This is a genomic window from Bacillus sp. REN10 (genome assembly GCF_016820555.1).
Lineage (GTDB): Bacteria > Bacillota > Bacilli > Bacillales > Domibacillaceae > Bacillus_CE.
Window position 1 is genome coordinate 273231 of sequence record NZ_JADHDW010000004.1, and the last position, 24140, is coordinate 297370.

Sequence of the window (24140 nt, forward strand, 5' to 3'; positions counted from 1 at the left end):
ACCCCTACTGATTGAAGTTTCACTTTATCGAATATTTTCTAAAATCATTGGATCTTTAATTTTTTCGTCTTCACTAAATAATAGAATTTTCGACATAATTTCAGCTGTACGAGGATCTTCATCCGCAAATGGTAAGAAGATGCGTCCGCGATGCTGTGATGGTACGGCAATCACTGGAATCATTTGTCCACCAATTTGATGAATAACTCCACTTCCTAAATGAATCGAGTACTCGCCTAATTTTCCTCGAACAATGGCATGATGTTCTTTAACTGAAACATTATCAATTTTTAAAAGCTTCATCAATTCTTCTACGATTGCTGCACGTGTTTCGATTGTTGAATGGCTTGCCTCTGGGTCTACACCACCCACATGGGCAACACTTACCACTAAGTCTACATCTCGCATAATCTCTGAAAATACGACTGGAGGAATATCTTCTAAATTCAATGTTTTACCTGTTTTGCGGTGATAGAAATAAACGTATTCTAACGTTGGACTTTCAATATCCGCAGGTGTAAACCAATCGCACATCGCATAGAGCGTTGCAACGATATCTGCATCGTAATGGACTTTACGTAGCCCTTCTTCGTATGTTGCCAGCCATTGTCGATTTTTTAATAAAGCGACCGTTTTCTGTGGTTGAACTTGATGGCCAGCATATCTTCTTGAGTTTGTTGTTTGACGTTCATCCGCGTTCACTAAGTATAATTCACGGAAGACTTGTTTAAATGGCTGCTGCACTTTCTTTTCAAAAAGGTCTTGCTGGAAAGTACGCCATTGTTTCGCTTCATAAAGATGATAAGGATGCGCTAAAATAGCTGTTTCTTCTGGATCAATTTGAAGTAAACCATTTGTTATTGTGCATAATCCATCTTCTTGAATGTAACCAAAATGCTGATCGACTTTTATCACGAGTGTTTTTAACAAAGGTGAAATGACAGGATGCTGAAGCAATGCCTGAAGTTCTCCAAATTGGAAGACCGTGCTTCTTTCCATTGCTTCTTCCAATGATTTTTTCGAACGTTTTTGCTGTTCTCGCATTTCTTTTCGGATTTCTTGAAGTTGAACGACCTTTGGCTTCTTTTTTAAACGCGCTGGAATCGACTTTAATGCTTTTCCATCTTTTTGAACAATGAGTTGTGCTACACCTAGCTCATCCACCTCTAGCCATATGTCTACGTCTTCAACCTTCATTGGGTTCATAAAGGCTTCTCTTTCTTTTAAGCTAAACAATTCCATTTGCCAAACAAAGCGCGTTACATCATCAATTCCTGCATTACGAGCCAAGTTTGCTAAAGCGACACGCACGGCTAAGCCTTCACTTTCCCGTCGTTGTGCACCGAATTGTTTGCTTTCCTTCAAAAACTTTTGCAAGAACTGATATCTTTTCCAAGCGTCTTTTTGTGGAATTCGTTTGCTTAACGGGATTAATCCAACACAACGCACTTTATCTTTATTTCGCTTTTCTTCAATTTCTTCTAATAAAGGCTTTAAACGTATGTTTCCTAATACGGCATCTGCAAATAACTGTGCTCGACGGTGATTCGATCCTTCTGAAGCATACTTAGCACTTTCATATACTTGCTCAAAGCGTTTTTTCCCGATTGCTTTATAAGACTCTTTAAACCAGCGCAAATCAAATACACCATCAGTAAAATCTTCTTTCGGTAAATTTGAATAGTGACTAATATGATCCATCTCATATGCGCTAGAATCGTCCGAAGTATGTGCTTTGAAGTACCAAGCTGTACTCAATAGACCTTTCCAGCCTAAATATTCACTAACGAGTGGAATCCATCTTGGCGAGTACATCATTGCGTCTAGCAATCGTTCTTCACTCATTTTATATGGTGCAAGCGCAGCCTTTAAATCCTCAACGGTTTCATTTTTATTCGGTCTACTTATCTTCATTAATTTCGAGAAAATTTCTCGCTTCGTATGTTCCGATTCCCATATATAGCCTCGAACATATTTCAAGCCGTCCATCAATACAAGTAGGTTCACGAATGTTTCAACACCTACGACTTCGAGTAAATTTTTTGAAATAAACCCACTTACTTCGGTTTTTGCATCACCGCGCGATAACTCAATTTCCAATAAACGAATAACCATTCGTTCATAAAGATCCTCAATAAACGGATAGTTTTTCTGCAACTCCTCGCGTCGCGGACGTTCAAAAATATCTTGTAAATCAAAGCGAGATTGATGACGTTCAAAGATTTTGACGAAAAGTGCATCTTCTGTTAACAAATCTAAACTAATTGCACGACAAAACTCTTCAATACTTAAATCCACCATCGGCTGCTTTTCTTTCTTTTCTACTTGCTGGCGTCGAGTTAGTTCTAAATGAATGGCTAGCTTTTTCGCAAAATCCTCGTCTGTTCGTTCAGTTTCACTCAGCATTCTAAAGTAACTTCTAATTAGCGAATGCTCGTAAAATAGTTTGAGACCGCCCCAAGATGATAGAACCACTTTTTTATGCCATGTTTCTACATCTATTTTTTGAAGAATTTCGATGCAAGCTTGATAAAAGGTTTCAAAAGTATCTTCCGCTTTTTCAAATAAGGACTCTCTTTGCATAACTAAAAGTAATTGATGGATTGTTGAACTATATGGTAATTCATTATAAAATCGACTAATTTTCTCTGCTTTTTCGATATCAAAAAGTTGCTCCAATAATGAGAAGTACTCTGGCTGAATCGTTTCTGTCCACGAACTTGAACCGTAGTAATTTGAATAGACATAAAGATTAATATATTGGCAATCCCACCATGTTAGTTCCACTTCCTCCATCCATGACTTCCACAAGTCTGCAAGTGGATAATGGTGTAACAACGTCTCTTTTTTAGATTCCTCTGTATACTCATACAGTGTGTTAATTCCATCCTCTCCTAAAAGAGCCTTATACTTAGACCCGTCCCATCTCGATGTTTCATAAGCATATTCGCGATTTTCATGGATTAGATCAGAAAGCTTTTGAATTTTCTCCATTAAGAGATTTTCATCGAAGTCCATTATTTTCTTCAAGTGGATTGGCTGCACTTCTGGTAAAACAGGGATTTTTGACGTATCGTAGTCTGGACTATATAAACCAAATCCATTTTCTTTTGTCAATTGATGTGTATCTGACTTTAATAAATCCTCTATTAATATAGTTTCTTTCGTTGTCGGCTTGGCGATCTTATCTGTATACATCGCGATATCTTCTTGCGTGCAACGTTCTTCTTTTAACAGCATAGATAATAAACTTAAGCCACCCAATCGAATGTCTTGCTTGCGACTTTCAAGAAGAGTAGGAAGGATTTCCTCTAATATTGCATCCGTCTGAGCAATTAAAACCTGTAACACCGCTTGACGAAGACTACCTGTTTTTAAAGATAAGATTTGTACAATTTGCTGAAGTTCATCATCGTTCAACGATAGCTTTTTCATCTTTTTCAACGCTGTTTCACGATTTGAAAGTCTTCGATCCTTTAATGTTTCGAATAAAAACTGTCTTTCAACGGACGATTCCACTTTTTCAGGCAAACAATAAAGTAAGTTTCCACGATTATCCGACGTCATCTCATTGGCATGTTGTATAATATCTAGCATCCATTCTCGGTTTTGTTGAACACGAGCAATCGTCAACGCCGTATGCCATAATTCTTCCTTTGTTAATTCAGTAAAAATCCATGGGAAAGGCTTTTCTTCTACTCGATGAGAATTTTTTGGCATCATCTCACGAATGGCATGCACGCGCTGATACAATTCCTCTGGGAACTGAAGCATAAAACGATAATTTTCATGAACCTCACCGTTATAAAAAACACTATGATAGTTTGAATAACGCATCGATGCATGGAGAGGCATTAAAAAGGGCAAAGCAAAAGTTAAAACATCCAAATCATCTGTTTGCATAATTAAAGGCTCAACAAGAGGATAGGCGAGCTCATGATCCTGTATTGTTTTAAGGAAATATAATGCTGATAATTGCTGATGCTTTTTCTGATTTAACAGCTTTTGAATTTCTTCGATTACAAGCTCTTTCGATTGTGTTGCTTTTGACCAAAGCGCTGCATAATTTAAAATCAAGTTATCTGACTCGATACATGCCTCATAACTCATATCACCTTCCAATAATGCAAGTGCGGTTGTGAATACTTTTTCGATGCTTTTTTTATCTTCTACTTCATAGCCAAGCCCCATCCATGTACTAATCGCTCGTTGAACGGAAGAAAAGCGAATCAAATCATGTTCTTGAATCAAATGCATAAAGTAAATTAAAGATGATAGTGTCCCTTGGTCAACCGTTTCAAGAATAGCTTGGCGAAGCCCTTCTTGACGTTTGGCTGCAAGTAATAATTTTCCGAGTGACTCCATCATGCGTTCATTGTCGCTTTGAACGATTGCTTGAATAACGGAATGCTGTAAGGTGGCCACTTGGTTTTCGCCAAATAAGATTTCTTCCACCGCTTCTTCATAGACGCGATTCTGTTGACGCAATTCATAGGTCACTTTAGCGACAAAATAAGCCGTCGTTACCGCTTTAGTTTCTGTTTTTTTGTGTGAATACCATATAACACCGCCTGCATAGTGGTGTTCAAATTGCTTTAAATTTAATAGAACATCTAATACATCTACTTTACTGTTGTGCGGAAGTGCGACTAAAAGATTGGTAATCGCTCGATTATGATCTACGACAGGCTGATTCGTTTTATAAGAACGGCGATAATATCCCACTTGATAAGAGATTGTTTTTAACTGTTCTAAAAAGCAGTAAAATTCCTCTACTTGCTGATCATTGTCAAGCATTGCTCGAATGACTTTTTCTAAGCCCTTTTCCCAAAGCTCCTCAATTTGTGTAGTACCTTCACTTTTTAAAGCTGCATCTATAGCTGAAATGTTGTTATGATCGTAGACTTGATGATTTTTTTCAGCAGATTCTTCCGCCTTCATTATTGTTTCGGCAATTTCCAAACTCTTTCCCTCTAATTGTTGCAACCATGTTTCACTCATCATCTTCTCTCCTTACCAAGCTCTCCCTGCAAGCATTGTTAATCGAATAAATGTCAAAACATCCTCTTCTTTTAAATCTAAAGGTGCATCCAAATTGCTTATTTCTTCATCATTTACGAGTACACAATAAAGTCCATCCTCAAAACTTTGAATCGCATTTTGAATCGCTTTTTCTAAATCTTGCTGGTTTTCATTTTTACGGTCACCAAAACTAACCTTGCCATTTCGTGCCGCTTCTTCTAAATCTTCATCAATAAGATAAATCCAAATCGCTTTCTCTAAAGGCTTTTCGTTATATTCTTTTACTTGCTGCGTTACGACTTCAACAATTAATTCATGTAAGTTCCTAACTGGGTTCATTTCTAGTTCTTGAAGTTGCAACACAGGTCTGCGTTTCCCGATTGATTTTACACGTGTGTAAATTTTCAAAGGAATCCCCCATTGTTTTTTCTTTTACTATACAATAGAAAATACGTTCGGTCCATTTGTTTTCCAATTGTTTAAAAAAATGGAACAATAATTTTTTATTGTCATTACTATTTAAGTTAGTCCGGAAGAAAAAAGCCAGGATTACTCCTGACTTGTAAGTTTTAAAAAATAAATATCGCCTAACGGAAAAAATAAGGGAACTGAATGAACGCATGAGCGTTTGTTTGGTGTCCTTTTTTGTTTGTGAAGAAGGATAAGAAAAGGTGGCTGGCTTTTATGTTGCTAAAGATGAATATTGTTTTTTAATAAAAAAATATTGAAAAAGAACTATTTATTATTGTAAAACAATAAAAATTTATTTATAATAAATAAAAAAAGAAAAGAGGTTAAACAATGAAGAAATTAACTAGCCCTGTTGCTTTAAATCTCGTATTAGTTTTTGGGATAGTTGTTACGTTTATTTTATTGATTGGAACACCACTGATTGTTACAGCATTTTTTAAAAGCCAGTTTGGTCTTTTAGATACTCCTTTAGTATTAAGTGTCTCAGCTTGTATTTATATATGTGCCACGCCGTATATGATTGCCTTATTTAAATTAAAGAAGCTTTCTAGTTTAGTAGTAAAAAACACTCCTTTTTCTAGTGAAAGTGTAAAGTCATTAAAAGTGATTGCAGCTTGTTCTTTTAGTGAAGTCATTCTTTTTATTACGTGTGTAAGTTCTTTAAAGTATTCGGTGGAGTTTTTTCAATATACTGTTTTGGGAGTTCCTATCATTGTAATCGCATTTATTGGCATCACGATAGGCCTGTTATGTTCTGTTTTAGCGAGATTATTTGAGGTAGCCATTGAAATTAAAACAGAAAATGATCAAACCATTTAATAATCTAGAGGGGATGTTAGTATGCCAATTGTCGTAAATCTTGATGTTGTCATGGCTAAAAGAAAAATGAGCCTGACAGAGCTATCAGAAAAACTAGGAATTACAATGGCCAATGTATCAATCTTAAAAACCGGAAAAGCAAAAGCTGTTAAATTTTCCACTTTAGAGAAAATATGTGAGGTTCTAGAATGTCAACCAGGTGACATTTTAGAATATAAAAAATATCAATCCTGAGTATCTGATCAAAGGAGAATGTATGATGATAAAGAATAAATACCTATTAGCTGTTACACCAATCTTTTTAGGAGTTATCGGTTTGATTGTTTATAATATGATTGGTTCAAGAGTGGAACCAGACGGCACCTTAGTAGAACCTTTCTTCTTTATCCCAATAAGTTACCTATTTATTTTTAGTGGAATAATTTCAGTTTTATTTGTGAGTATGCTATCAATGCTTAAAAAAAGTAAACAGAATTGATTTATAGCCTTACGGAAGAACCGAGGGCACTGAATGAGCGCTTTGGCGTTTGTTCGGTGTCTTTTTTTATATGTAGATAGAGTGTCGATTCAATAAATTTGCAATGACTCATCAAAAGTTCCGTCCGATTCAGTAAAACCATCTCGTGAGTCAGCAAAAAATCCACGCCACTCTGCAAATCCCAAAGCAAAATTATGATAAAATATAACAAAAAGAGGTGGAAGCATTGATTTACGTCGGTTTAACTGGCTGGGGCGACCATGATACCCTGTATCAACATGGTGTAGCCTCCCGGGATAAGTTGATGGAGTATGCGGCGCATTTTCCGATTGTGGAGTTAGATGCTAGTTTTTATGCGGTGCAGCCGCTGCGGAATATGCAAAAATGGGTGGCTGAAACGCCGGAGAAATTTAAATTTATTGTAAAAGCTTATCAAGGCATGACGGGGCATCAGCGCGGAGAGATTCCGTTTGAGTCGAAAGAGGAGATGTTTCAGCGGTTTAATGACTCCCTCCAGCCGCTGATCGAAGCGGACAAGCTCGCCATGGTGCTGTTTCAATTTCCACCTTGGTTTGATTGTCAGCGGAAACATGTCGATTATTTGAGGTACTGTAAGGAGCAAATGCGCGATGTCCCGCTCGCTCTTGAATTCCGCCATCAATCATGGTATTTGCCGGAATATATCGAACAGACGCTTAAGTTTATGGAAAAAGAGAAGTGGATTCACACCGTTTGCGATGAACCGCAGGCGGGAGAAGGCTCTGTGCCGATCATATTACAAGCAACGGATGCCATGAAAACACTCGTCCGCTTGCATGGACGCAATGTGCATGGCTGGCGTAAGAAAAACAATCCAAATTGGCGAGAAGTGCGATATTTGTACGACTATAATGATGATGAGCTCCGGCAATGGGTGGAATATGCCGAGCAATTGCAAAAGCAAAGTGAGCATATTTATGTATTATTTAATAATAACTCTGGCGGGCATGCCGCTCATAATGCGAAACGATTGATTGAATTAGCTGATCTGACATATGAGCATTTAGCCTCGCGTCAGCTCGATTTATTTTAAGAAGGGTGGGTTTTGGATGGAATGGATGATATTACTTGTGATCGGGCTAGTAGCGGGAACGATCGGAGCACTCGTTGGGCTAGGGGGCGGCATTATTATTGTTCCGGCGCTTTTGTTCTTTAGTACTTCCACAAGTCTCTTAATGGGACTTTCCCCGCAGCAAGCGGTAGGGACGTCGCTTGTGATTATGATTTTTACTGGGCTGTCTTCTACGCTCGCTTACATGAAGCGTAAGACGGTGGATTATAAAAGCGGGCTGATTTTCTTTATTGGGAGCGGACCGGGAGGCATTGTCGGCGCTTATGTGAATAAAGCATTAAATATGGATTCCTTCAATATTTACTTTGGGATCTTTATGATTTTTATGTCATTTGTGTTAATGATTCGTTCAAAAATTAAGCCGTTAGCGTCCAGCCATAACCGGGGAATTCAGCGGCAATTTACCGAGCTTAGCGGTGAGGTGCATACATATAGCTTCCAACCAATCACAGCGATCTTGATTGCATTCTTTGTCGGTTTTTGCTCGGGGATCTTTGGTATTGGCGGAGGGGCATTGATGGTGCCGGCTATGATTCTCTTATTTGCTTTCCCACCGCATGTGGCGGTGGCTACATCGATGTTTATGATTTTCTTATCAGCCTTTGTGAGCTCCATTACGCATGTGTCGCTCGGCAATGTCGTCTGGTTATATGCATTAGCTTTAATTCCCGGGGCCTGGGTAGGGGCGAAATTAGGTGCTTACTTAAACTCAAGGCTGCAATCGAACACGCTAGTAACGGTGTTAAGATTCGTTTTAGTTATTGTCGGCATCCGTTTAATTTATCAGGGACTAGTTTGATGCCTGAAAATGAGGTGAAAGCTTGAAAACAACGATTCATATTTATCATACGAATGATTTTCATAGCCATTTTGAACATTGGCCTCGCATTCAGCGCTTTTTACAGGAGAGAAGAAAGTGGCATGAAGAAGCAGGAGAAGAAGTATTCATTTTTGATATCGGCGATCATGTGGACCGCTCCCATCCTTTAACGGAAGGTACGCTTGGACAAGCGAATGTGGAACAGTTAAATGAGGCGGGCTATGATGCGGTGACGATCGGCAATAACGAAGGCATCACACTGCCGCATGAAAGCTTAGATCTTCTGTACAAGCAGGCGAAGTTTCCAGTTGTTGTGGCGAATTTATTTTACCCGAATGGAAGCCGCCCGAAGTGGGCCGTACCGTCTTTTGTATTTGAGTTAAACAACGGCATGAAGCTTGGGGTCACAGGGGTCACTGCTTATTATTCCGCTTTCTATAAAGGCTTGGGATGGGAAATTTCTGAGCCTTTTCAGGAGCTACAAACAGAGATGAAGCACTTAGCGAAACAGGCGGATTGTGTCGTTGTGCTTTCCCATTTAGGCATGTATGATGATGAAAAAATTGCCCAGGACTTCGCTGAAGTGGATGTCGTCCTTGGTGGGCATACGCATCATTTGTTTCATGAAGGGAAATCCGTCAACGGCAAGTTGCTCGGTGCAGCAGGTAAATTTGGTTACTATGTTGGTCATATTCAACTAGAGGTGGACTTGGAAACAAAAAGCATCCTCTCGAAGAAAGCACGTGTGTACCAAACGAGCGAAGAGTTGGATGCTCCTGTTCAAGAGCAAGAGAGCATACAGCAATTCGATCAAAAAGGCCAGCAAGCATTGCAACAACCGGTCGTCTCGCTTTCCCGTTCCTTTAGCTGTGATTGGTTTGGGCCTTCTGACTTGCCGCAACTGTTATGTGAAGCCTTAACGGAATGGTGCGGGGCAGACGGTGCTTTTTTAAATGCGGGCGTGGTACTCGATCGACTCGATGCTGGAATGGTCACCAAATATGATTTGCATCGCATTCTTCCTCATCCGATTAATCCTTGTCTCATTGAACTGACAGGGGCTGAGCTGAAGGAAGTATTAAAACAAACTTTAGATGAGAAATGGCCGCACTTGGCGATTAAAGGGTTCGGATTTCGCGGCAAAGTGATGGGGCAATTTGTGTATGACCAGATCGAAATTGATCTCAAGCACTATCAATTTAAAATCGGTGGACAGGAAATAGAAGCAGATCAGTGTTACCGATTAGCGACATTGGATATGTTTACGTTTGGACATTTATTTTCCACGCTCCATCGAGCTGCCCATAAACAATATTTTATGCCGGAATTTTTGCGAGATGTAATGGAGTGGAAGCTTCTTCAAGTGACTTCCCAACTAAAATAAGGCATGATCCTTTCTTTTTTAAGCATACATATAGCTTAGAGAAGGAGGGATTTTTTTGGCTGCACAAAAGAAATGGAAATCACGAAGAGGGCCGCTCCCTTTGCGATACGTCATGTTAATTACATTTGTTCTCTTTTCTTTTTCTACTGCTTTTAGTTTGTGGATAATTAATGAAAATATTAAGCCGACTTTGATGGGATACGCGAAAACAGAAACGAAAAATATTGCCTCGATGGTGATTAGTAAAGCGGTGAATAAGAAGATTGCCAATGTCATGGACATTAATGACATCATTGAAACGGAGCCGGGCCCTCCACCGGTTACGAAATTGAATACAGAAGTAATTAATCGTGTGCTTGCAGAGACGACGAATCTTGTTCAATTAAATTTAAGAGAAGCGGAAAAAGGCAATTTAGAAGTGTTGGAATTGCTTTCAGATGTGGAAATTGAAAGCGAGGAAACAAAAAAGCTCGAGGGGATTGTGTATTACATTCCGTTAGGGCAAGTGACGAATAATGCGTTGCTCGGAAACCTTGGTCCGCAAGTTCCCATTCGTTTTCATGCTGTAGGGAACGTCAATTCCAATGTGAAAACGAAAATGAAGCCTTATGGGATTAATAATGCGTATGTGGAAGTGTTTATTGAATTGGAAGTCAATGTGCAAATCATTGTTCCATTTGCGACAGAATATTCAACCGTAAAGCAAGATATTCCGGTAGCGATGGGCATTATTAAAGGGGAAGTGCCGAAATTTTATAATAACGGTGGAGAGGGGGGGGCATCATTTGATTTGCCGGTAGACTAAATGTCAATCAATAGGGGGGATGGTGGATGTTGGTTATTTCAAAAATAGCTTGGCAAAAGTAAAGATAACTGTTAATATTTTATTAATAAAATAATTAACCTTATCAAAATCCGGTGGGGTAGAGGCTGCAAAATTGATGAGTAACTTGCGTGAGGATGACAACAAAGACCGCAAGTGAAAGGTGATTTTGCCGAAGTACTTTAGATGCGTCAAAGTCTTGAGTGCTGGGGTTATCTTGAAGAAAGGTAACACTCTCATTGCAAAGAAGTTGTTTGTAATGGGGAGCTACACGATGGAGGAATGACTGACATTACAGCAAAAGTAATGATAGTTTTCTCTATCATTACTTTTTTTTATTTGTTTGAAAAATCCCTTCAAAGCCTGTCCCCCTTTTTTCATCGGTAGGAGGATCATCTATGGAACAAACAATCTATTCTTTAATACCGCCTGTTTTGGCCATTTTAATGGTTATTTTGACGCGGCGGGTTCTGCTGTCTTTAGGAATCGGAATTTTGGCTTCCGCTTTGCTTTTAGCTCATTTCGATCTAGCCAAAACGGTAAGCATTGCGTGGGAAGCAGCCTCAGGAAACATTTACACGAAAGAAGATGGCTGGAGTACATGGAATATTTATATCATCTTTTTCCTGCTTATTCTTGGTGTTATCACGGCATTTATTAATATTTCTGGCGGAAGCCGGGCGTTTGGAGAATGGGCGATTCAACGAGTGAAAACTCGTGCAGGCGCTCAAATCCTATCAGCGATTCTAGGTATTATTATTTTTATTGATGACTATTTCAATGCGCTGGCAGTCGGGCAAATTTCACGGCCAATTACAGACCGTCAACGCATTTCTCGAGCAAAGCTAGCTTATATTATTGATTCGACATCCGCTCCGGTTTGTGTCGTGTCACCGATTTCGAGTTGGGGAGCCTACATTATTGGGATTGTTGGGACGGTTCTTGTTTCCCATCAAATCACCGAGATCAGCGCGTTTTCAGCTTTCATTCAAATGGTTCCAATGAACTTTTATGTATGGGTTGCCTTAGGTCTTGTGTTTGTATCTGCTGTTTGGCAAGTGGATTTCGGTGCGATGAAGAAGCATGAAGACCATGCGATAGAAACGGGAGAGACGACTCTAACTGATCGTCAAATACCGGGAGAGTTGAAAGAGGATTTGCCGGTCAGCTCTAAAGGAACGATTGGTGATTTGATTTATCCGATCATCGCTTTAATTGTTGGTACGGTATCAGCGATGATGTGGACGGGGGCACAAGCCGTTGAAGGCGATGTGACTTTATTGAAAATCTTTGAAAGCACCGATGTAGCGAAATCGTTATTATATGGCGGATTATTTGGCTTAGTGATCGCGGTGGTTCTTTATTTTCGCCAAACAGCTGTTCACGGGTCATTAGGCAAAAATGTATTTGTGACAGGCGTATGGGAAGGGATCAAATCGATGCTTCCAGCTGTGTATATTTTGTTTTTTGCTTGGACGATCGTGACGTTGATTAATCAGTTAGGTACAGGGAAATATTTAGCTAGTCTTGTAGAGAAATCGAATTTGGATATCGCTTTTCTGCCATTCATTTTGTTCTTAGTGGCCGGTGCAATGGCCTTTTCAACGGGGACGTCATGGGGGTCTTTCGGGATCTTGCTTCCGATTGCTGGAGATATCGCAGCGGCAACGGATGTGTCCTTAATTTTACCAGCGATGGCTGCTGTATTAGCTGGAGCGGTATTCGGCGACCATTGTTCACCAATTTCTGATACAACGATTTTGTCAGCAACAGGTGCCGGATGTAACCACATCGATCACGTGATTACACAAATTCCATATGCGCTTCTATCAGCGGTTCTTGCTGCTATCGGTTATTTAGTGTTAGGCTTCACTGGAAGCGCTTGGATATCATTAGCGATTTCTATGGGATTACTACTTGTCGTCAGCTTCATTTTAAAAAATAAAACAAAGGCGAGTGCCGACGTTTAAAAATATGTGCTAAAAGGGTTGTGATAGAAAGTCAGTGAGAACTGACTTTCTATCGCAGCCCTTGTTTTTTGTGAACGAGTACTGATATTTATCGGAAGTGCATACAAATATAGCGAAAGCAGGTAGTTAGAAATAGATGTTAGTACCTGGAAATAAGTTATGTTCAGAAAATTTTTAAAAATATATTTACTAAATGAATGTAACTGTATATAATAAAAAATAGTTAAATAAATTATCTGAAAATAAAAATTATTCAAAATGGAAAAATAATTCAAGGAGGGGTTTTTATGGATCAACAACGTCCGATGTGGGGATCAAGAGCAGGATTTATTTTTGCAGCGGTAGGTTCGGCGATTGGTCTAGGAAATATTTGGCGCTTTCCTGCAGTGGCGTATGAAAATGGAGGCGGCGCGTTTTTCCTGCCCTATTTATTTGCCCTATTAACAGCGGGGATTCCATTGCTAATTTTAGAGTTTACCATTGGTCATAAGTATCGTGGCTCGAGTCCATTGTCATTTGCTCGTTTGAACAGGAAGATGGAGTGGCTTGGCTGGTGGCAAGTAGCGATTTCATTTGTTATTGCAACATATTATTCTGTTATTATCGGATGGGCCTTATCTTATGCCGTTTTTTCTTTTAATTTATCTTGGGGAGAAGATCCAAAAACGTTTTTACTAACAGATTATTTACAAGTGGGTGAAGCGGGAGCTTTTGGCGGATTCGTCCCACAAATTCTCATTTCATTAGTCGTTATATGGGTCATTACTCTCGGGGTATTAATAGCCGGGGTGAAGAAAGGGATTGAAAAAGCAACAAAAGTTATGATCCCGTTACTTGTTGTGCTGTTTTTAATGGTTGTTGTTCGAGCGATCACGTTAGATGGAGCAGCTGAAGGGTTAAACGCATTCTTTAAACCGGACTGGGCGAAATTGACAGACGGAAAAGTATGGATTGCCGCTTACGGACAAATCTTCTTCAGTTTGTCGATCGGATTTGCCATTATGGTGACTTACTCCAGTTACCTGCCAAAAAAATCAGATATTACAAACAATGCCTTTATTACGGGGTTCAGTAACTCAGCCTTTGAATTACTTGCGGGCTTTGGAGTATTCTCGGCACTAGGTTTCATGGCTGCTCAGCAAGGGGTTCCGGTTCAAGAAGTGGTAAGCAGCGGAGTGATTCTTGCGTTTGCTGTGTTCCCGCAAATTATTAATCAATTCCCATTTGCTAACGAGTTATTTGGGGTATTATTCTTCGGTTCACTTCTGTTAGCTGGATTCACTTCTTTAATCTCGATTGTTGAGACATTTGTTGCTGGGATACAAGAAAAGTTTAAAGTGTCACGTACAGCTTCCGTATTAATCGGAGGAGGAGCCGCTTCATTAGTTTCCTTAATTTATGCGACAAGAGGAGGATTAAACTTCCTTGATGTGGTCGACTACTTTATTAATAACTTTGGAGTGGCACTAGCCGGATTAGTGGAAGTGGTCTTAGTAGCATGGGTATTTAAACAGCTTGATTCATTGAAAAAGCATGCCGATGAAGTATCTGATATTCAATTAGGCGCTTGGTGGAAAATTTGTTTAAGCATTGTTACACCAGTGGTACTAGGCTATATGATGTTTGATAATCTTCGTCAAAACTTTACCGCTCCTTATGGCGACTATCCGCAAAACTTCATCAACTCTTACGGCTGGACTGTGGCGGTAGGAGCCATTCTGATCGGTGTTGTCTTCATGTATATGAAGCCGTGGAAAAAGGAGCTGCTGCATTCGCCAACTTCTGATAAGGAGGTTTCATGATTATGGATGGAAGCGCAATCGCAATGATGATTATTGGTGTCGTAATTATATGGGGAGGCATGGGAGCAAGCATTGCTCATGCAGTTAAAAAAGCAAAGCAAGCAAAATAAAGTAAAGAAGCTGGCTCTTTTCCTAAGAGCCAGCTTCTTTACTTTGTCTTTCCCAATTTCTCAAATGAGGATATGGATCAAATGACCATTCCGTTCGACCGTTGTCTTTATACATACCGAAATGCAGATGAGGAGGAAACTTTCCAGATGTTCCAGGAGGGCCGTATCCAGTACTGCCAACACCGCCAATGAGCATCCCGGGCTCAACAATTTGGCCAAGCTTCAGCCCTTTAGCAAATCCATTTAAATGAGCATAATAATGATACGTATTGTTGATATCGCGAATGCCAATTCTCCAGCCGCCGTAACGATTCCAGCCTTTCATTTCAATAATGCCGTAGCTAGTCGACCGAACGGGTACGCCATAATCAGCAAAGATGTCCGTTCCTTCATGGATGCGCCGTCCACCCCAGCCGCGAGCCGCTCCCCATGTATTTTTGTACGTGTAGTTGTAGTTTGTCGGAAGAGGGAATTCTTTCTTTTGTAAATCCAGTGTTTTATATTTTTTATACATGCGGGCATTTCCGATAATGACGCTGACCGCTTTATCGCGGCCATAATAGCGCCATAAAGCAATTTTGAGGCTATCGTGATCCGTTCCATACGTTAAAAAATAATTCCCTATCGCAGCGAGAATATCTTCATTGTTCGTTCGGTCTGCATGCCCATCCCCATTGCCGTCTGCCCCCATTCCGGAAAAAGCAGCGATCGAATAAGGGTTGGTATCTTTTTTGTTTGGATTCAGTAGTCCGCTCCATTTCTCCTCAGGGATATAGATTGAAACGCCGTTGGTTGGTTTCGGCAAGTCCTTCCGAGCAAAACGTAAGTTGCGCTCATATTGGTCCATCCCGGCGTAGTAATACCATGGAATGGATGTCACTGCCTCCATTTTTCGAAATAGCTTCATGCGCCGCTCATAATGCAGTTGATCATTATTGGATTTTTCTGCTTGTGCGGACGTAATCGGTAATAGGAACAAGCATAAGCAAACAATGCTAATGATTCGCAAAACAACTCCCTCCTAAGTGAATGATTTACTCATTATTTTGCCGCTTGGAAACCATTTCATCCTTGTTAAAATGAGGGAATCGAACAAGCAAGCAATCGGTTGTCTAAAAGGGTGTACTATGTTAAAGTGACATCAGAAAGGTCTGAATTTATGCATGTTGGCAAGGAAGGCATAATGGATTGGAGATGGAAGAAATGAGCAAAAAAGAGGAACATTTACGTAAACCAGATTGGTTGAAAATAAAGTTAAATACAAACGAAAATTATACCGGCCTAAAGAAAATGATGCGCGAACATAAGCTTCATACTGTATGTGAAGAAGCAAAATGTCCGAACATTCATGAGTGCTGGGCTGTTCGCCGCACAGCTACTTTCATGATTCTTGGGGATGTATGTACACGTGCGTGCCGCTTCTGTGCAGTGAAAACCGGTTTACCGACGGAATTAGATTGGAAAGAGCCAGAGCGTGTGGCTGATTCGGTTCAGCTGATGAACTTAAAGCATGTGGTTGTAACCGCTGTCGCTCGTGATGATCTGAAGGATGGAGGAGCGGCTGTTTTTGCAGAAACAGTCAGAGCCATTCGCCGGAAAAACCCATTTACTTCGATTGAAGTGCTTCCTTCTGATATGGGAGGCATCGAGGAAAACATAAAAACATTGATGGATGCTCGTCCTGATATTTTAAATCATAACATTGAAACTGTGAAGCGATTATCTCCAAGAGTCCGTGCGCGTGCTACATATGAACGCTCGCTGGAATTTCTGCGCCGTGCAAAAGAAATGCAGCCGGATATTCCAACGAAGTCAAGCATCATGATTGGTCTTGGGGAAACGAAAGAAGAGATTATTGAAGCGATGGATGATTTACGTGCTAATCGTGTGGATATTTTGACTATTGGACAATATTTACAACCGTCTAAAAAACACTTAAAAGTGCAAAAATATTATCATCCAGATGAATTTGCTGAACTGCGTGAGATCGCGATGACAAAAGGCTTTAGCCATTGTGAAGCAGGTCCGCTTGTTCGCTCATCTTACCATGCGGATGAGCAAGTGAACTCGGCAGCGAAAGCAAAACAAGAGCTTGGAGAGAAAGAGAAATTAGAAGCATAATCCAAAATGGGTCTGACAAAAAAGTCAGACCCATTTCATTTATTTCATATTTCCTTTGTTCATGCCGTCATTAACTTGACCTTGAGGGGAACTTTTCGTCATTAATTTAATGGTGCGGTTAATTGTATCTTGGGCACCATCGACATTGGCTCCCATTGGGGCAATATTTTCGATGTCTCGGCGAAGGCCGACATCATCGGTTACATATATATTGTACCAGCGAGGAACGACGCTCATAGCTGTTTTTTTCACTTGGTCAGCCGCCTCTTGACGGTCTTTCTTTGTTTTGGCATCAGTATCATAGGCGATTAATACTTCCTCGTCTGTCACGAGCACAGAGCAATCATTGACCGTTGGAAGTCCTACGCTTAATTTACTGATCGCATCCGCTGTCCGTTCGCGGTCAATCGTGTACATATTTTTGTATGAGACGGTTTCACCTTGAATCGGACTTTTTTGTTGGCGAACATAACCGAAATTATCAGAACGATCACGAGTCATTAATTCATTATCGCTCGTTATTCTGCCATTAGAGTTGTAAAGATCTTCTCGGTTGCGCACATTAATGGTGTTGCCATTTTCTTTATAAATCCCACCAGCGGCATTGTCATTATTATCATTCATCGCACATGCTCCGAGAAGCATCATACTCGTCAGTCCTGCCATCATTAAAGGCTTTTTCAAACTTGCCACCCCCTCAACAACTAGCTTGCCCGGAGGAGTGTATTTTTTTGCTTAGTAATTTATGGCTGATCGGCTATAATGAAAGAAGGAAAGAGAGGAATGATAAAGGTGGTTTGTATTCAAAATCATTGCTATGAAGTCATTGATCAGCACAACAACGGCTTTAATGAAGAAGTTTTTCGTGAGCGATACAGCGATATTTTATCGAAGTATGACTATATCGTCGGCGATTGGGGATACGGTCAATTGCGTCTGAAAGGATTTTATGAGGATAAAAATCAAAAGGCGACATTTGATACAAAAATTAGTACATTGAAGGAGTATTTATACGAATACTGTAACTTCGGCTGCGCGTATTTCGTCGCAAAAAAAGTGAAAAAATAAAAAATCGAGCGGTGGGCTCGATTTTTTTACGTATTTGGAGGAATATCTTTATAAATCGCTTCATCTTGTTGTTCAGCCGGTTCATCATGGGGCGGATGAGCGCCTTCCATATGCCGAGGCAAGTGTTGGTGGAGCGATTTATTTTCGTAATTGAAGGCGCTGAAATAGCGCTGTCCTTTTCGCCATGGCGTGGATTTGTTTTCAACAGGCTCATATTTATTGCGCGGTGATCCATATGGACCCTCAGGCATTTGTTCTGGTATTAAGTAATTGCGACTGACTTCCACGTTTGAGAAATCGGTATATTGTTCTTCATCTTCTCTCACTTTGATCACCTCCAGTTTTAACATCCCCGGCGTTCCAATCATTTATACTTAAATCACTTCATAGAGAAACTCACGCAGTTCGGCTCCTTCTTCGTCGGATAGCTTAAATACTTCTTCTAAATAACCAGGCTCGTCTAAATCATCCTGTCCGATAATTGCAAAGCGTCCCCCTTGAATGTCGAGTACTAGTTTTTTTCCGTAATAGCGATCCGTTTGTATGAAAGCGAGATCGTAGCGCTGGTGTTCTCCCATAAAGCTGACGAACCGCGTTTTTGTTTGTTCCACATCATCATATAAAAAGAATCTTTCCGTCAATTTCCTTCACTCCTGTTTGTTTTTCCTGATTGTAACACGTTTGAAGAAGACTGCTGTATGTTTTCTTTTCCGTTTCATGATAAAATAAGAAAGAATCAAAAGAAAGCAATGGAAGGGTGCTGGCCTTGTATTTCGTAGATCGAAAAAAAATAGAAGAAACATTAAAGTTTATGGAAGGGCAATTAACGTTGTTTCAAGAGCAAAAGCACTTTGAAACAGCATTAGAACAAGCGGCTTTAGAGCGCATCGCTCATACGGTTATTGAATCGATGCTTGATGTGGGCAATGCGATGATCGATGGCTTTATTATGAGAGATCCCGGCAGCTATGAAGACATTGTAGACATTTTAGATGATGAAAAAGTCATTTCAAAAGAGATGACTGCTTCGTTAAAGACTATGGTCGCTCTTCGCAAAATGCTCGTTCAGCAATATACAGCTGTCAGTCATCAAGACATTCAGCAAGCGATGGAAGCTCATTTTTCATCCATGCAACAATTTCCTGAAAAAGTGAGACAATACTTAACAAATGAATTAGGGCCTGTGTCAGCCTTTTTACCGTAACAGGTGACGCTTTCAAAAATGAAAGCGTTTTTTACATGCGGATGAAATTAGAGGTGGAAAGAATGAAAGCATATAAAGGGTATTTAATCGACTTAGATGGCACGATCTACCGTGGAACAGAAAAAATTGAAGAAGCGGCACATTTTATCGACCGCTTACATGAAAAGAACATTCCTTATTTATTTGTCACAAACAACTCTTCGCGTACGCCCGAACAAGTGGCTAACAAATTAGTGGACTTTGATATTCGGGCGACAACTGAGCAAGTGTTTACGACTTCGATGGCAACCGCTCAATTTATTGCGGATCGCAAACAAGGAGCAACGGTGTATGTCATCGGCGAAGAAGGTATTCGCCAAGCGCTTCAAGAAAAAGGACTAACGATTGTCGATCATGATCAGGCAGACTTTGTTGTGGTCGGGATTGACCGCAGCATTACCTATGAAAAATTAGCGATCGCTTGTTTAGCGGTTCGTAACGGTGCTACGTTTATTTCCACCAATGGCGATATTGCCATCCCTACTGAAAGAGGATTATTGCCTGGAAATGGATCGCTCACATCGGTCGTGGCGGTATCGACGCAAACAAAGCCGATTTTTATCGGCAAGCCAGAAAGCGTCATTATGGATCAAGCTTTGCGCGTGCTAGGCACGAAGAAAGAAGAGACGCTCATGGTCGGTGATAACTACGACACCGACATATTAGCTGGAATTGGCGCAGGAATGGACACGTTACTTGTTCATACAGGCGTGACGCAAAAAGAGCATCTCGCTCAAATCGAAAAACAACCTACTCACGTAAGAAACACACTAGATGAGTGGGAGATCTTATAGAAAAAAGCGTTCTTTAAGTGGGTAACACTTAAAGAACGCTTTTTTGCTTGTCGTCGCTGAACGACGCCTTTCGCTTTTCTTTGTCCAGCTGCAGGCGCCAGCGACTAGTGTACTTCCGCCATCCTCCTTACGATAAGTCAACATCGATTCACTGTCGTTCATCGTGTTTCCTTTATCTCATACGGCTGGCTCCAGTCCATACGTCGCTGAACGGCGCCTTTCGCTTTTCTATGTCCAGCTGCACCTCCTAGACACTCGAGTCAAATGCCAGCCTGACTGCATGGCTGAAGAGCGCCATTCCGTCATTATGTCATTTGCTTGTCGTGTCTAATCAGTGGGCTTCGCTTTTCTATGTCCAGCTGCAGGCGCCAGCGACTAGTGTACTTCCGCCATCCTCCTTACGATAAGTCAACATCGATTCACTGTCGTTCATCGTGTTTCCTTTATCTCATACGGCTGGCTCCAGTCCATACGTCGCTAAACGGCGCCTTCCGCTTTTCTACTGTCCAGCTGCGCCTCCTAGACACTCGAGTCAAATGCCAGCCTGACTGCATGGCTGAAGAACGCCATTCCGTCATTCTGTCATTTGCTTGTCGTGTCTAAGCAGTCGGCTTCGCTTTTCTATTCGGTATGTGCAGCGCTGTGGGCTAGGCGGCTGGAGGCAGCGGCGGCTATGGCGCCAACGATGTCATCTAGGAAAGTGTGAACTTTACCGTGAGATTTATCGTTTAAATATTGCAGGATGCCGGGTTTTTCTTTATCGATATAGCCGTAATTGGTAAAACCGATGGAGCCGTATACGTTAATGATCGCTAAAGCGAGCGTTTCATCGACACCGTATAAGCTTTCATCTGTGGAAATGATGCTTTGTAGCGGTTCCTCTAGCAATCCTTTTTCTGTGAGTACATCGAGCTGAATACCGGTAATAATCGCATTTTGGACTTCGCGTTTTTTTAAGACGTGTTCAATATTTTCTTTGCATTCTTCTATTGTTAAATTAGGGTGGTATTTCTTTTGCAAAAATAATACGAGCTCAGCGATGTGTTCCATCGTGACGCCGCGTTCTTCTAACCAGCGGCGAGCTGTTTTTTCGGACATGGTCATTACGCGTTTTTCATTGATAGTCATACAATCACCTTTTTCTCTAATATGTTAGTATCATACATTCTCTTTGTATTTATATTTCCAGATTGTGTAGAAATAATCCTGCAAATAAGATAAAAAAGGGGGAGCTAGTATGGACGGCAAAGAATTGTTGCGAAAACATTTCCGGATTACACCAGAGCGAATGGTCAATGGACGGTATTATGAAAGTGAAGGTTTTCTTTATTCTATTGTTGATGTGACCAATATGGAACAAGAATATTTGGTAGAATTACATCAAATGTCTCAACACTTGATGCAACAAGGTGATCAAAAAGTCGCTGTTTTTATTCCATCAGTAAGTGGGGCTTTTTTAGTTACAGAAGATAAAAGAGATGTGGTCGTGCTTGGTAGTTCTAACGTGCGATCTTCATCTCAAGCGACTGGCTCCAAGCTCGCGCGCTTTCATCGCCGAGGCCGCTCCTTCACTCAGGAAGTAAAAGCAATGAGTCAATTAGGAAGGTGGCGTGCGCGTTGGGAGCAGGAGCTTGATCAGCTAGAAACATCCATTAGCAGTGTGATCAAGAAGGGAGTCGATAGTGAATTTGCTGCGATGGTGATCGATAGCTTTCCTTATTATATGGGGCTTGCAGAAAATGCGATTCAGTATGTGATGGATACAGAGATCGACGAAACACCGGGAACAACAGATTACGGAACGATTTGCCATCACTCCTTTCATACGAAGCTTTGGGTGAATCGGGATTTTATTCATCATCCTTTCGATTGGGTCTATGATCACCCAGCACGAGATGTAGCTGAATGGATTCGCTCTTCTTATTGGGAAGGGACCCTTCTTTACCGTTCGAACTTTCAGCAATTTTTACACGAGTATCAGCAAGCAGAACCGCTTTCTCCATTCTCGTGGCGACTGATTTATGCTCGTCTCCTCTTTCCGGCGCATTACTTTGACTGCAGCCGAGCGTATTTCTCCTCCCGTTCTTTGCATGAGAAGAAAGAAAAAGAAGAACGGTTAAAAAAATATATGAAAAATACAACAGAGTATGAGCGTTTTCTTGCTTCTTTTTATGAACGGGCCTCCATCCCGGCAAGTCGAATGAAAATTCCTGATATAACTTGGTTAAAATGACAGAAGCTGTGGTAAAATGGAGGTGCGATAGACACGGAAAGAAGGTGGAGAAATGAAGCCGTTTGTGTATGTCACTCGAAAACTTCCTGATGAGATTAATTCTAGGCTGATGGAGAAATATGAAGTAGAGATGTGGCCGCAAGAAGAAGAGAAAGTACCGCGTGAAGTGTTGCTTGAAAAAATAAAGCAAGCGGATGCCTTATTAACCGTCATCTCAGACCAGCTAGACGAGGAATTATTTTCTCATGCGAACCAATTGAAAGTGGTGGCCAATATGGCAGTGGGCTACGACAATATTGATCTGCAGGCTGCCAGTAAGTATAATGTAGCGATATGTAATACCCCTGATGTGCTCACAGATACAACAGCTGATTTAACCTTTGCTTTATTGCTTGCTACCGCTCGTCGAATGATGGAAGCAGCTGAATTTGTGAAAGAAGGCCAGTGGAAAAGCTGGTCGCCGATGCAGCTAGTGGGAACCGATGTTCATCATAAAACGATTGGCATTGTGGGCATGGGCAAAATTGGCACAGTTGTAGCGAAAAGAGCGGCAGGATTCGATATGGAAATTATTTATCATAACCGAAGCCGCCATGAAGTAGCAGAGGAAATGCTTGGTGCACGTTATTGCTCATTGGATGAGTTATTGCAAGAGGCTGATTTCGTTGTTTGCTTAGCGCCGCTAACCGAACAAACGAAAGGAATGTTTCAGTGGGAACAATTTCAAAAGATGAAAAAAGAAGCGATATTCATCAATGCCAGCCGCGGACCGATCATTAATGAACAAGCGCTGTTTGACGCGCTGCAGACAGGAGAAATTGCGGCAGCAGGGCTAGATGTGTTTGAAAAAGAACCGATCGGTGCCGATCATCCACTGCTGACACTGCCAAATGTTGTGGCACTTCCGCATATCGGAAGCGCTACGAGAGAGACTCGCCTAGCGATGATGGAAACATGCTGTGACAATTTAGACGCCATCTTCGAAGACCGTCCTCCGAAAACATTAGTAAATAAAGAATTACTTACTTTTAGACCATAAATAAAGCCCGAGCTGTGATGCGCTCGGGCTTTCATTCATTAAAATACTTGTTCCACTTCAACTACGCCTGGTACTTCTTCAAGCAATGCGCGCTCGATGCCAGCTTTCAGTGTGATCGTTGAGCTTGGGCAGCTGCCGCATGCGCCAAGAAGACGAAGTTTCACGATGCCGTCCTCTATATCAACGAGTTCACAGTCTCCACCATCACGAAGTAAGAATGGGCGTAATTTATCTAACACTTCTTGTACTTGTGCAACCATTTGTTCATCAGCCATGTCAATCGACTCCTTTCTCATACTGTTCTTATTATAATGATTATAAATAAAAAAATCCATTGATTGATAAACATTTTCATATCGAAGTGCACGGATTTTCGATAAAATAAAGATAATCAGTTGCAAAGTGGGTGAGAACATGGGGAATATGGTGGAAATTGTGGTATATGGAACGGAACAACTTTGTGCTAGCTGCGTCAATTTGCCATCTTCTAAAGAAACGTATGAATGGTTAGAAGCAGCGATTTCGCGAAAATATCCGGAACAGCCGTTTTCAATTAGTTATGTGGATATTTTTTCACCGCCGGAGGATGAAGAGAAACAAGCATTTGCTAAGCGAGTCGTGGAAGAAGATCTGTTTTATCCAGTTGTGCTTGTAGAAGGGAAAATGGTGGGAGAAGGAAATCCAAAATTAAAGGCTGTTTATGCTGAAATGGAGAAATACGGATACCAAAGTAAAGAACAAAAAGGTTGAGCGATTCGTTCAACCTTTGTTTTTGAGTCATTTTTGAGTCGGATAATTCATTTTTGACTTATTTTTAATTTTGTGAATTCGA

Annotated in this window: 26 protein-coding genes and 1 riboswitch; of the genes, 17 read left to right on the top strand and 9 right to left on the bottom strand. The window is 40.8% G+C overall.

Translation table 11 applies throughout. From position 1 onward, the window contains the following. Positions 1–24: 24 nt before the first annotated feature. Both IRB43_RS08935 and IRB43_RS08940 read right to left on the bottom strand, forming a co-directional pair. Complete coding sequence (locus IRB43_RS08935; protein ID WP_203363111.1) at positions 25–5001, bottom strand: DUF4132 domain-containing protein; 4977 nt, start codon at positions 4999–5001, stop codon at positions 25–27. 12 nt (positions 5002–5013) lie between these two features. Further along, positions 5014–5430, bottom strand: coding sequence for a hypothetical protein (locus tag IRB43_RS08940; protein ID WP_203363112.1), 417 nt, complete (start codon positions 5428–5430; stop codon positions 5014–5016). Positions 5431–5823: 393 nt separating this feature from the next. On the opposite strand from IRB43_RS08940, the gene IRB43_RS08945 reads away from it, so the two are divergent. From IRB43_RS08945 to IRB43_RS08990, 10 genes are all read left to right on the top strand, one after another. Further along, positions 5824–6312 carry a DUF2975 domain-containing protein gene (locus tag IRB43_RS08945; RefSeq protein ID WP_203363113.1) on the top strand — a complete coding sequence of 163 codons (489 nt, stop codon included), beginning with the start codon at positions 5824–5826 and terminating at the stop codon, positions 6310–6312. Positions 6313–6333: 21 nt separating this feature from the next. Then, positions 6334–6546: a helix-turn-helix domain-containing protein gene (locus IRB43_RS08950; protein ID WP_203363114.1), complete on the top strand. Its 213-nt coding sequence runs from the start codon at positions 6334–6336 to the stop codon at positions 6544–6546. 28 nt (positions 6547–6574) lie between these two features. Further along, the gene (locus tag IRB43_RS08955) at positions 6575–6790 is read left to right on the top strand and encodes a DUF3955 domain-containing protein (protein ID WP_203363188.1); all 216 of its coding nucleotides are present in this window, start codon (positions 6575–6577) and stop codon (positions 6788–6790) included. A 226-nt stretch (positions 6791–7016) separates the two neighbouring features. Then, on the top strand, positions 7017–7862 hold the full coding sequence (locus IRB43_RS08960; protein ID WP_203363115.1) for a DUF72 domain-containing protein: 846 nt from the start codon (positions 7017–7019) through the stop codon (positions 7860–7862). Positions 7863–7878: 16 nt separating this feature from the next. Beyond that, the gene (locus IRB43_RS08965) at positions 7879–8700 is read left to right on the top strand and encodes a sulfite exporter TauE/SafE family protein (RefSeq protein ID WP_203363116.1); all 822 of its coding nucleotides are present in this window, start codon (positions 7879–7881) and stop codon (positions 8698–8700) included. 22 nt (positions 8701–8722) lie between these two features. Then, positions 8723–10105, top strand: coding sequence for a bifunctional metallophosphatase/5'-nucleotidase (locus IRB43_RS08970; RefSeq protein ID WP_203363117.1), 1383 nt, complete (start codon positions 8723–8725; stop codon positions 10103–10105). Between the two features lie 55 nt (positions 10106–10160). After that, positions 10161–10910: a sporulation protein YunB gene (gene yunB, locus IRB43_RS08975; protein WP_238941906.1), complete on the top strand. Its 750-nt coding sequence runs from the start codon at positions 10161–10163 to the stop codon at positions 10908–10910. A gap of 111 nt (positions 10911–11021) precedes the next feature. After that, a riboswitch (Lysine riboswitch) is annotated at positions 11022–11206 on the top strand. Between the two features lie 120 nt (positions 11207–11326). Beyond that, positions 11327–12898, top strand: a complete 1572-nt coding sequence (locus IRB43_RS08980) for a Na+/H+ antiporter NhaC family protein (RefSeq protein WP_203363118.1) — start codon at positions 11327–11329, stop codon at positions 12896–12898. Positions 12899–13185: 287 nt separating this feature from the next. Then, positions 13186–14700, top strand: coding sequence for a sodium-dependent transporter (locus tag IRB43_RS08985; protein WP_203363119.1), 1515 nt, complete (start codon positions 13186–13188; stop codon positions 14698–14700). After that, the gene (locus tag IRB43_RS08990) at positions 14697–14810 is read left to right on the top strand and encodes a MetS family NSS transporter small subunit (protein WP_238941907.1); all 114 of its coding nucleotides are present in this window, start codon (positions 14697–14699) and stop codon (positions 14808–14810) included. The genes IRB43_RS08985 and IRB43_RS08990 overlap by 4 nt, the downstream gene beginning before the upstream one ends. Positions 14811–14832: 22 nt before the next feature. On the opposite strand, the gene IRB43_RS08995 is transcribed toward IRB43_RS08990, so the two are convergent. Then, positions 14833–15819, bottom strand: a complete 987-nt coding sequence (locus IRB43_RS08995; RefSeq protein WP_238941908.1) for a M23 family metallopeptidase — start codon at positions 15817–15819, stop codon at positions 14833–14835. Between the two features lie 185 nt (positions 15820–16004). Here IRB43_RS08995 and lipA point away from each other — a divergent pair, with 185 nt between their 5' ends. Continuing rightward, on the top strand, positions 16005–16931 hold the full coding sequence (gene lipA, locus IRB43_RS09000) for a lipoyl synthase (protein ID WP_275296764.1): 927 nt from the start codon (positions 16005–16007) through the stop codon (positions 16929–16931). 39 nt (positions 16932–16970) lie between these two features. Here lipA and IRB43_RS09005 read toward each other — a convergent pair whose 3' ends face one another. Then, a complete protein-coding gene (locus IRB43_RS09005; protein ID WP_203363121.1) occupies positions 16971–17615 on the bottom strand; it encodes a YhcN/YlaJ family sporulation lipoprotein in 645 nt (214 codons plus the stop codon). Positions 17616–17723: 108 nt separating this feature from the next. Between IRB43_RS09005 and IRB43_RS09010 the strand changes: the two genes are divergently transcribed. Continuing rightward, entirely contained in the window at positions 17724–17999 is a 276-nt protein-coding gene (locus IRB43_RS09010; protein WP_203363192.1) for a YutD-like domain-containing protein, read from the top strand. 26 nt (positions 18000–18025) lie between these two features. Here the strand turns inward: IRB43_RS09010 and IRB43_RS09015 are convergent, their stop codons facing one another. Next, positions 18026–18325: a cytosolic protein gene (locus tag IRB43_RS09015; RefSeq protein WP_481748128.1), complete on the bottom strand. Its 300-nt coding sequence runs from the start codon at positions 18323–18325 to the stop codon at positions 18026–18028. Positions 18326–18373: 48 nt separating this feature from the next. Beyond that, entirely contained in the window at positions 18374–18640 is a 267-nt protein-coding gene (locus IRB43_RS09020; RefSeq protein WP_203363123.1) for a DUF3055 domain-containing protein, read from the bottom strand. 125 nt (positions 18641–18765) lie between these two features. Between IRB43_RS09020 and IRB43_RS09025 the strand changes: the two genes are divergently transcribed. Together IRB43_RS09025 and IRB43_RS09030 are read left to right on the top strand one after the other, a co-directional pair. Next, positions 18766–19203, top strand: a complete 438-nt coding sequence (locus IRB43_RS09025) for a DUF86 domain-containing protein (RefSeq protein WP_203363124.1) — start codon at positions 18766–18768, stop codon at positions 19201–19203. A 62-nt stretch (positions 19204–19265) separates the two neighbouring features. Then, on the top strand, positions 19266–20036 hold the full coding sequence (locus tag IRB43_RS09030) for a TIGR01457 family HAD-type hydrolase (protein WP_203363125.1): 771 nt from the start codon (positions 19266–19268) through the stop codon (positions 20034–20036). Here IRB43_RS09030 and IRB43_RS09035 read toward each other — a convergent pair. Next, positions 20031–20198, bottom strand: coding sequence for a hypothetical protein (locus IRB43_RS09035; protein WP_203363126.1), 168 nt, complete (start codon positions 20196–20198; stop codon positions 20031–20033). The genes IRB43_RS09030 and IRB43_RS09035 overlap by 6 nt on opposite strands. A gap of 459 nt (positions 20199–20657) precedes the next feature. Continuing rightward, positions 20658–21164, bottom strand: coding sequence for a phosphatidylglycerophosphatase A family protein (locus IRB43_RS09040; RefSeq protein ID WP_203363127.1), 507 nt, complete (start codon positions 21162–21164; stop codon positions 20658–20660). Positions 21165–21273: 109 nt separating this feature from the next. Between IRB43_RS09040 and yutH the strand changes: the two genes are divergently transcribed. Continuing rightward, positions 21274–22269, top strand: coding sequence for a spore coat putative kinase YutH (yutH, locus tag IRB43_RS09045; protein ID WP_203363128.1), 996 nt, complete (start codon positions 21274–21276; stop codon positions 22267–22269). Positions 22270–22321: 52 nt separating this feature from the next. Continuing rightward, the gene (locus IRB43_RS09050) at positions 22322–23308 is read left to right on the top strand and encodes a 2-hydroxyacid dehydrogenase (protein ID WP_203363129.1); all 987 of its coding nucleotides are present in this window, start codon (positions 22322–22324) and stop codon (positions 23306–23308) included. A gap of 38 nt (positions 23309–23346) precedes the next feature. Here IRB43_RS09050 and IRB43_RS09055 read toward each other — a convergent pair whose 3' ends face one another. Then, positions 23347–23643: a NifU family protein gene (locus tag IRB43_RS09055; protein ID WP_203363130.1), complete on the bottom strand. Its 297-nt coding sequence runs from the start codon at positions 23641–23643 to the stop codon at positions 23347–23349. 79 nt (positions 23644–23722) lie between these two features. Here IRB43_RS09055 and IRB43_RS09060 point away from each other — a divergent pair, with 79 nt between their 5' ends. Beyond that, complete coding sequence (locus IRB43_RS09060; protein ID WP_203363131.1) at positions 23723–24058, top strand: YuzD family protein; 336 nt, start codon at positions 23723–23725, stop codon at positions 24056–24058. Positions 24059–24140: the final 82 nt, after the last annotated feature.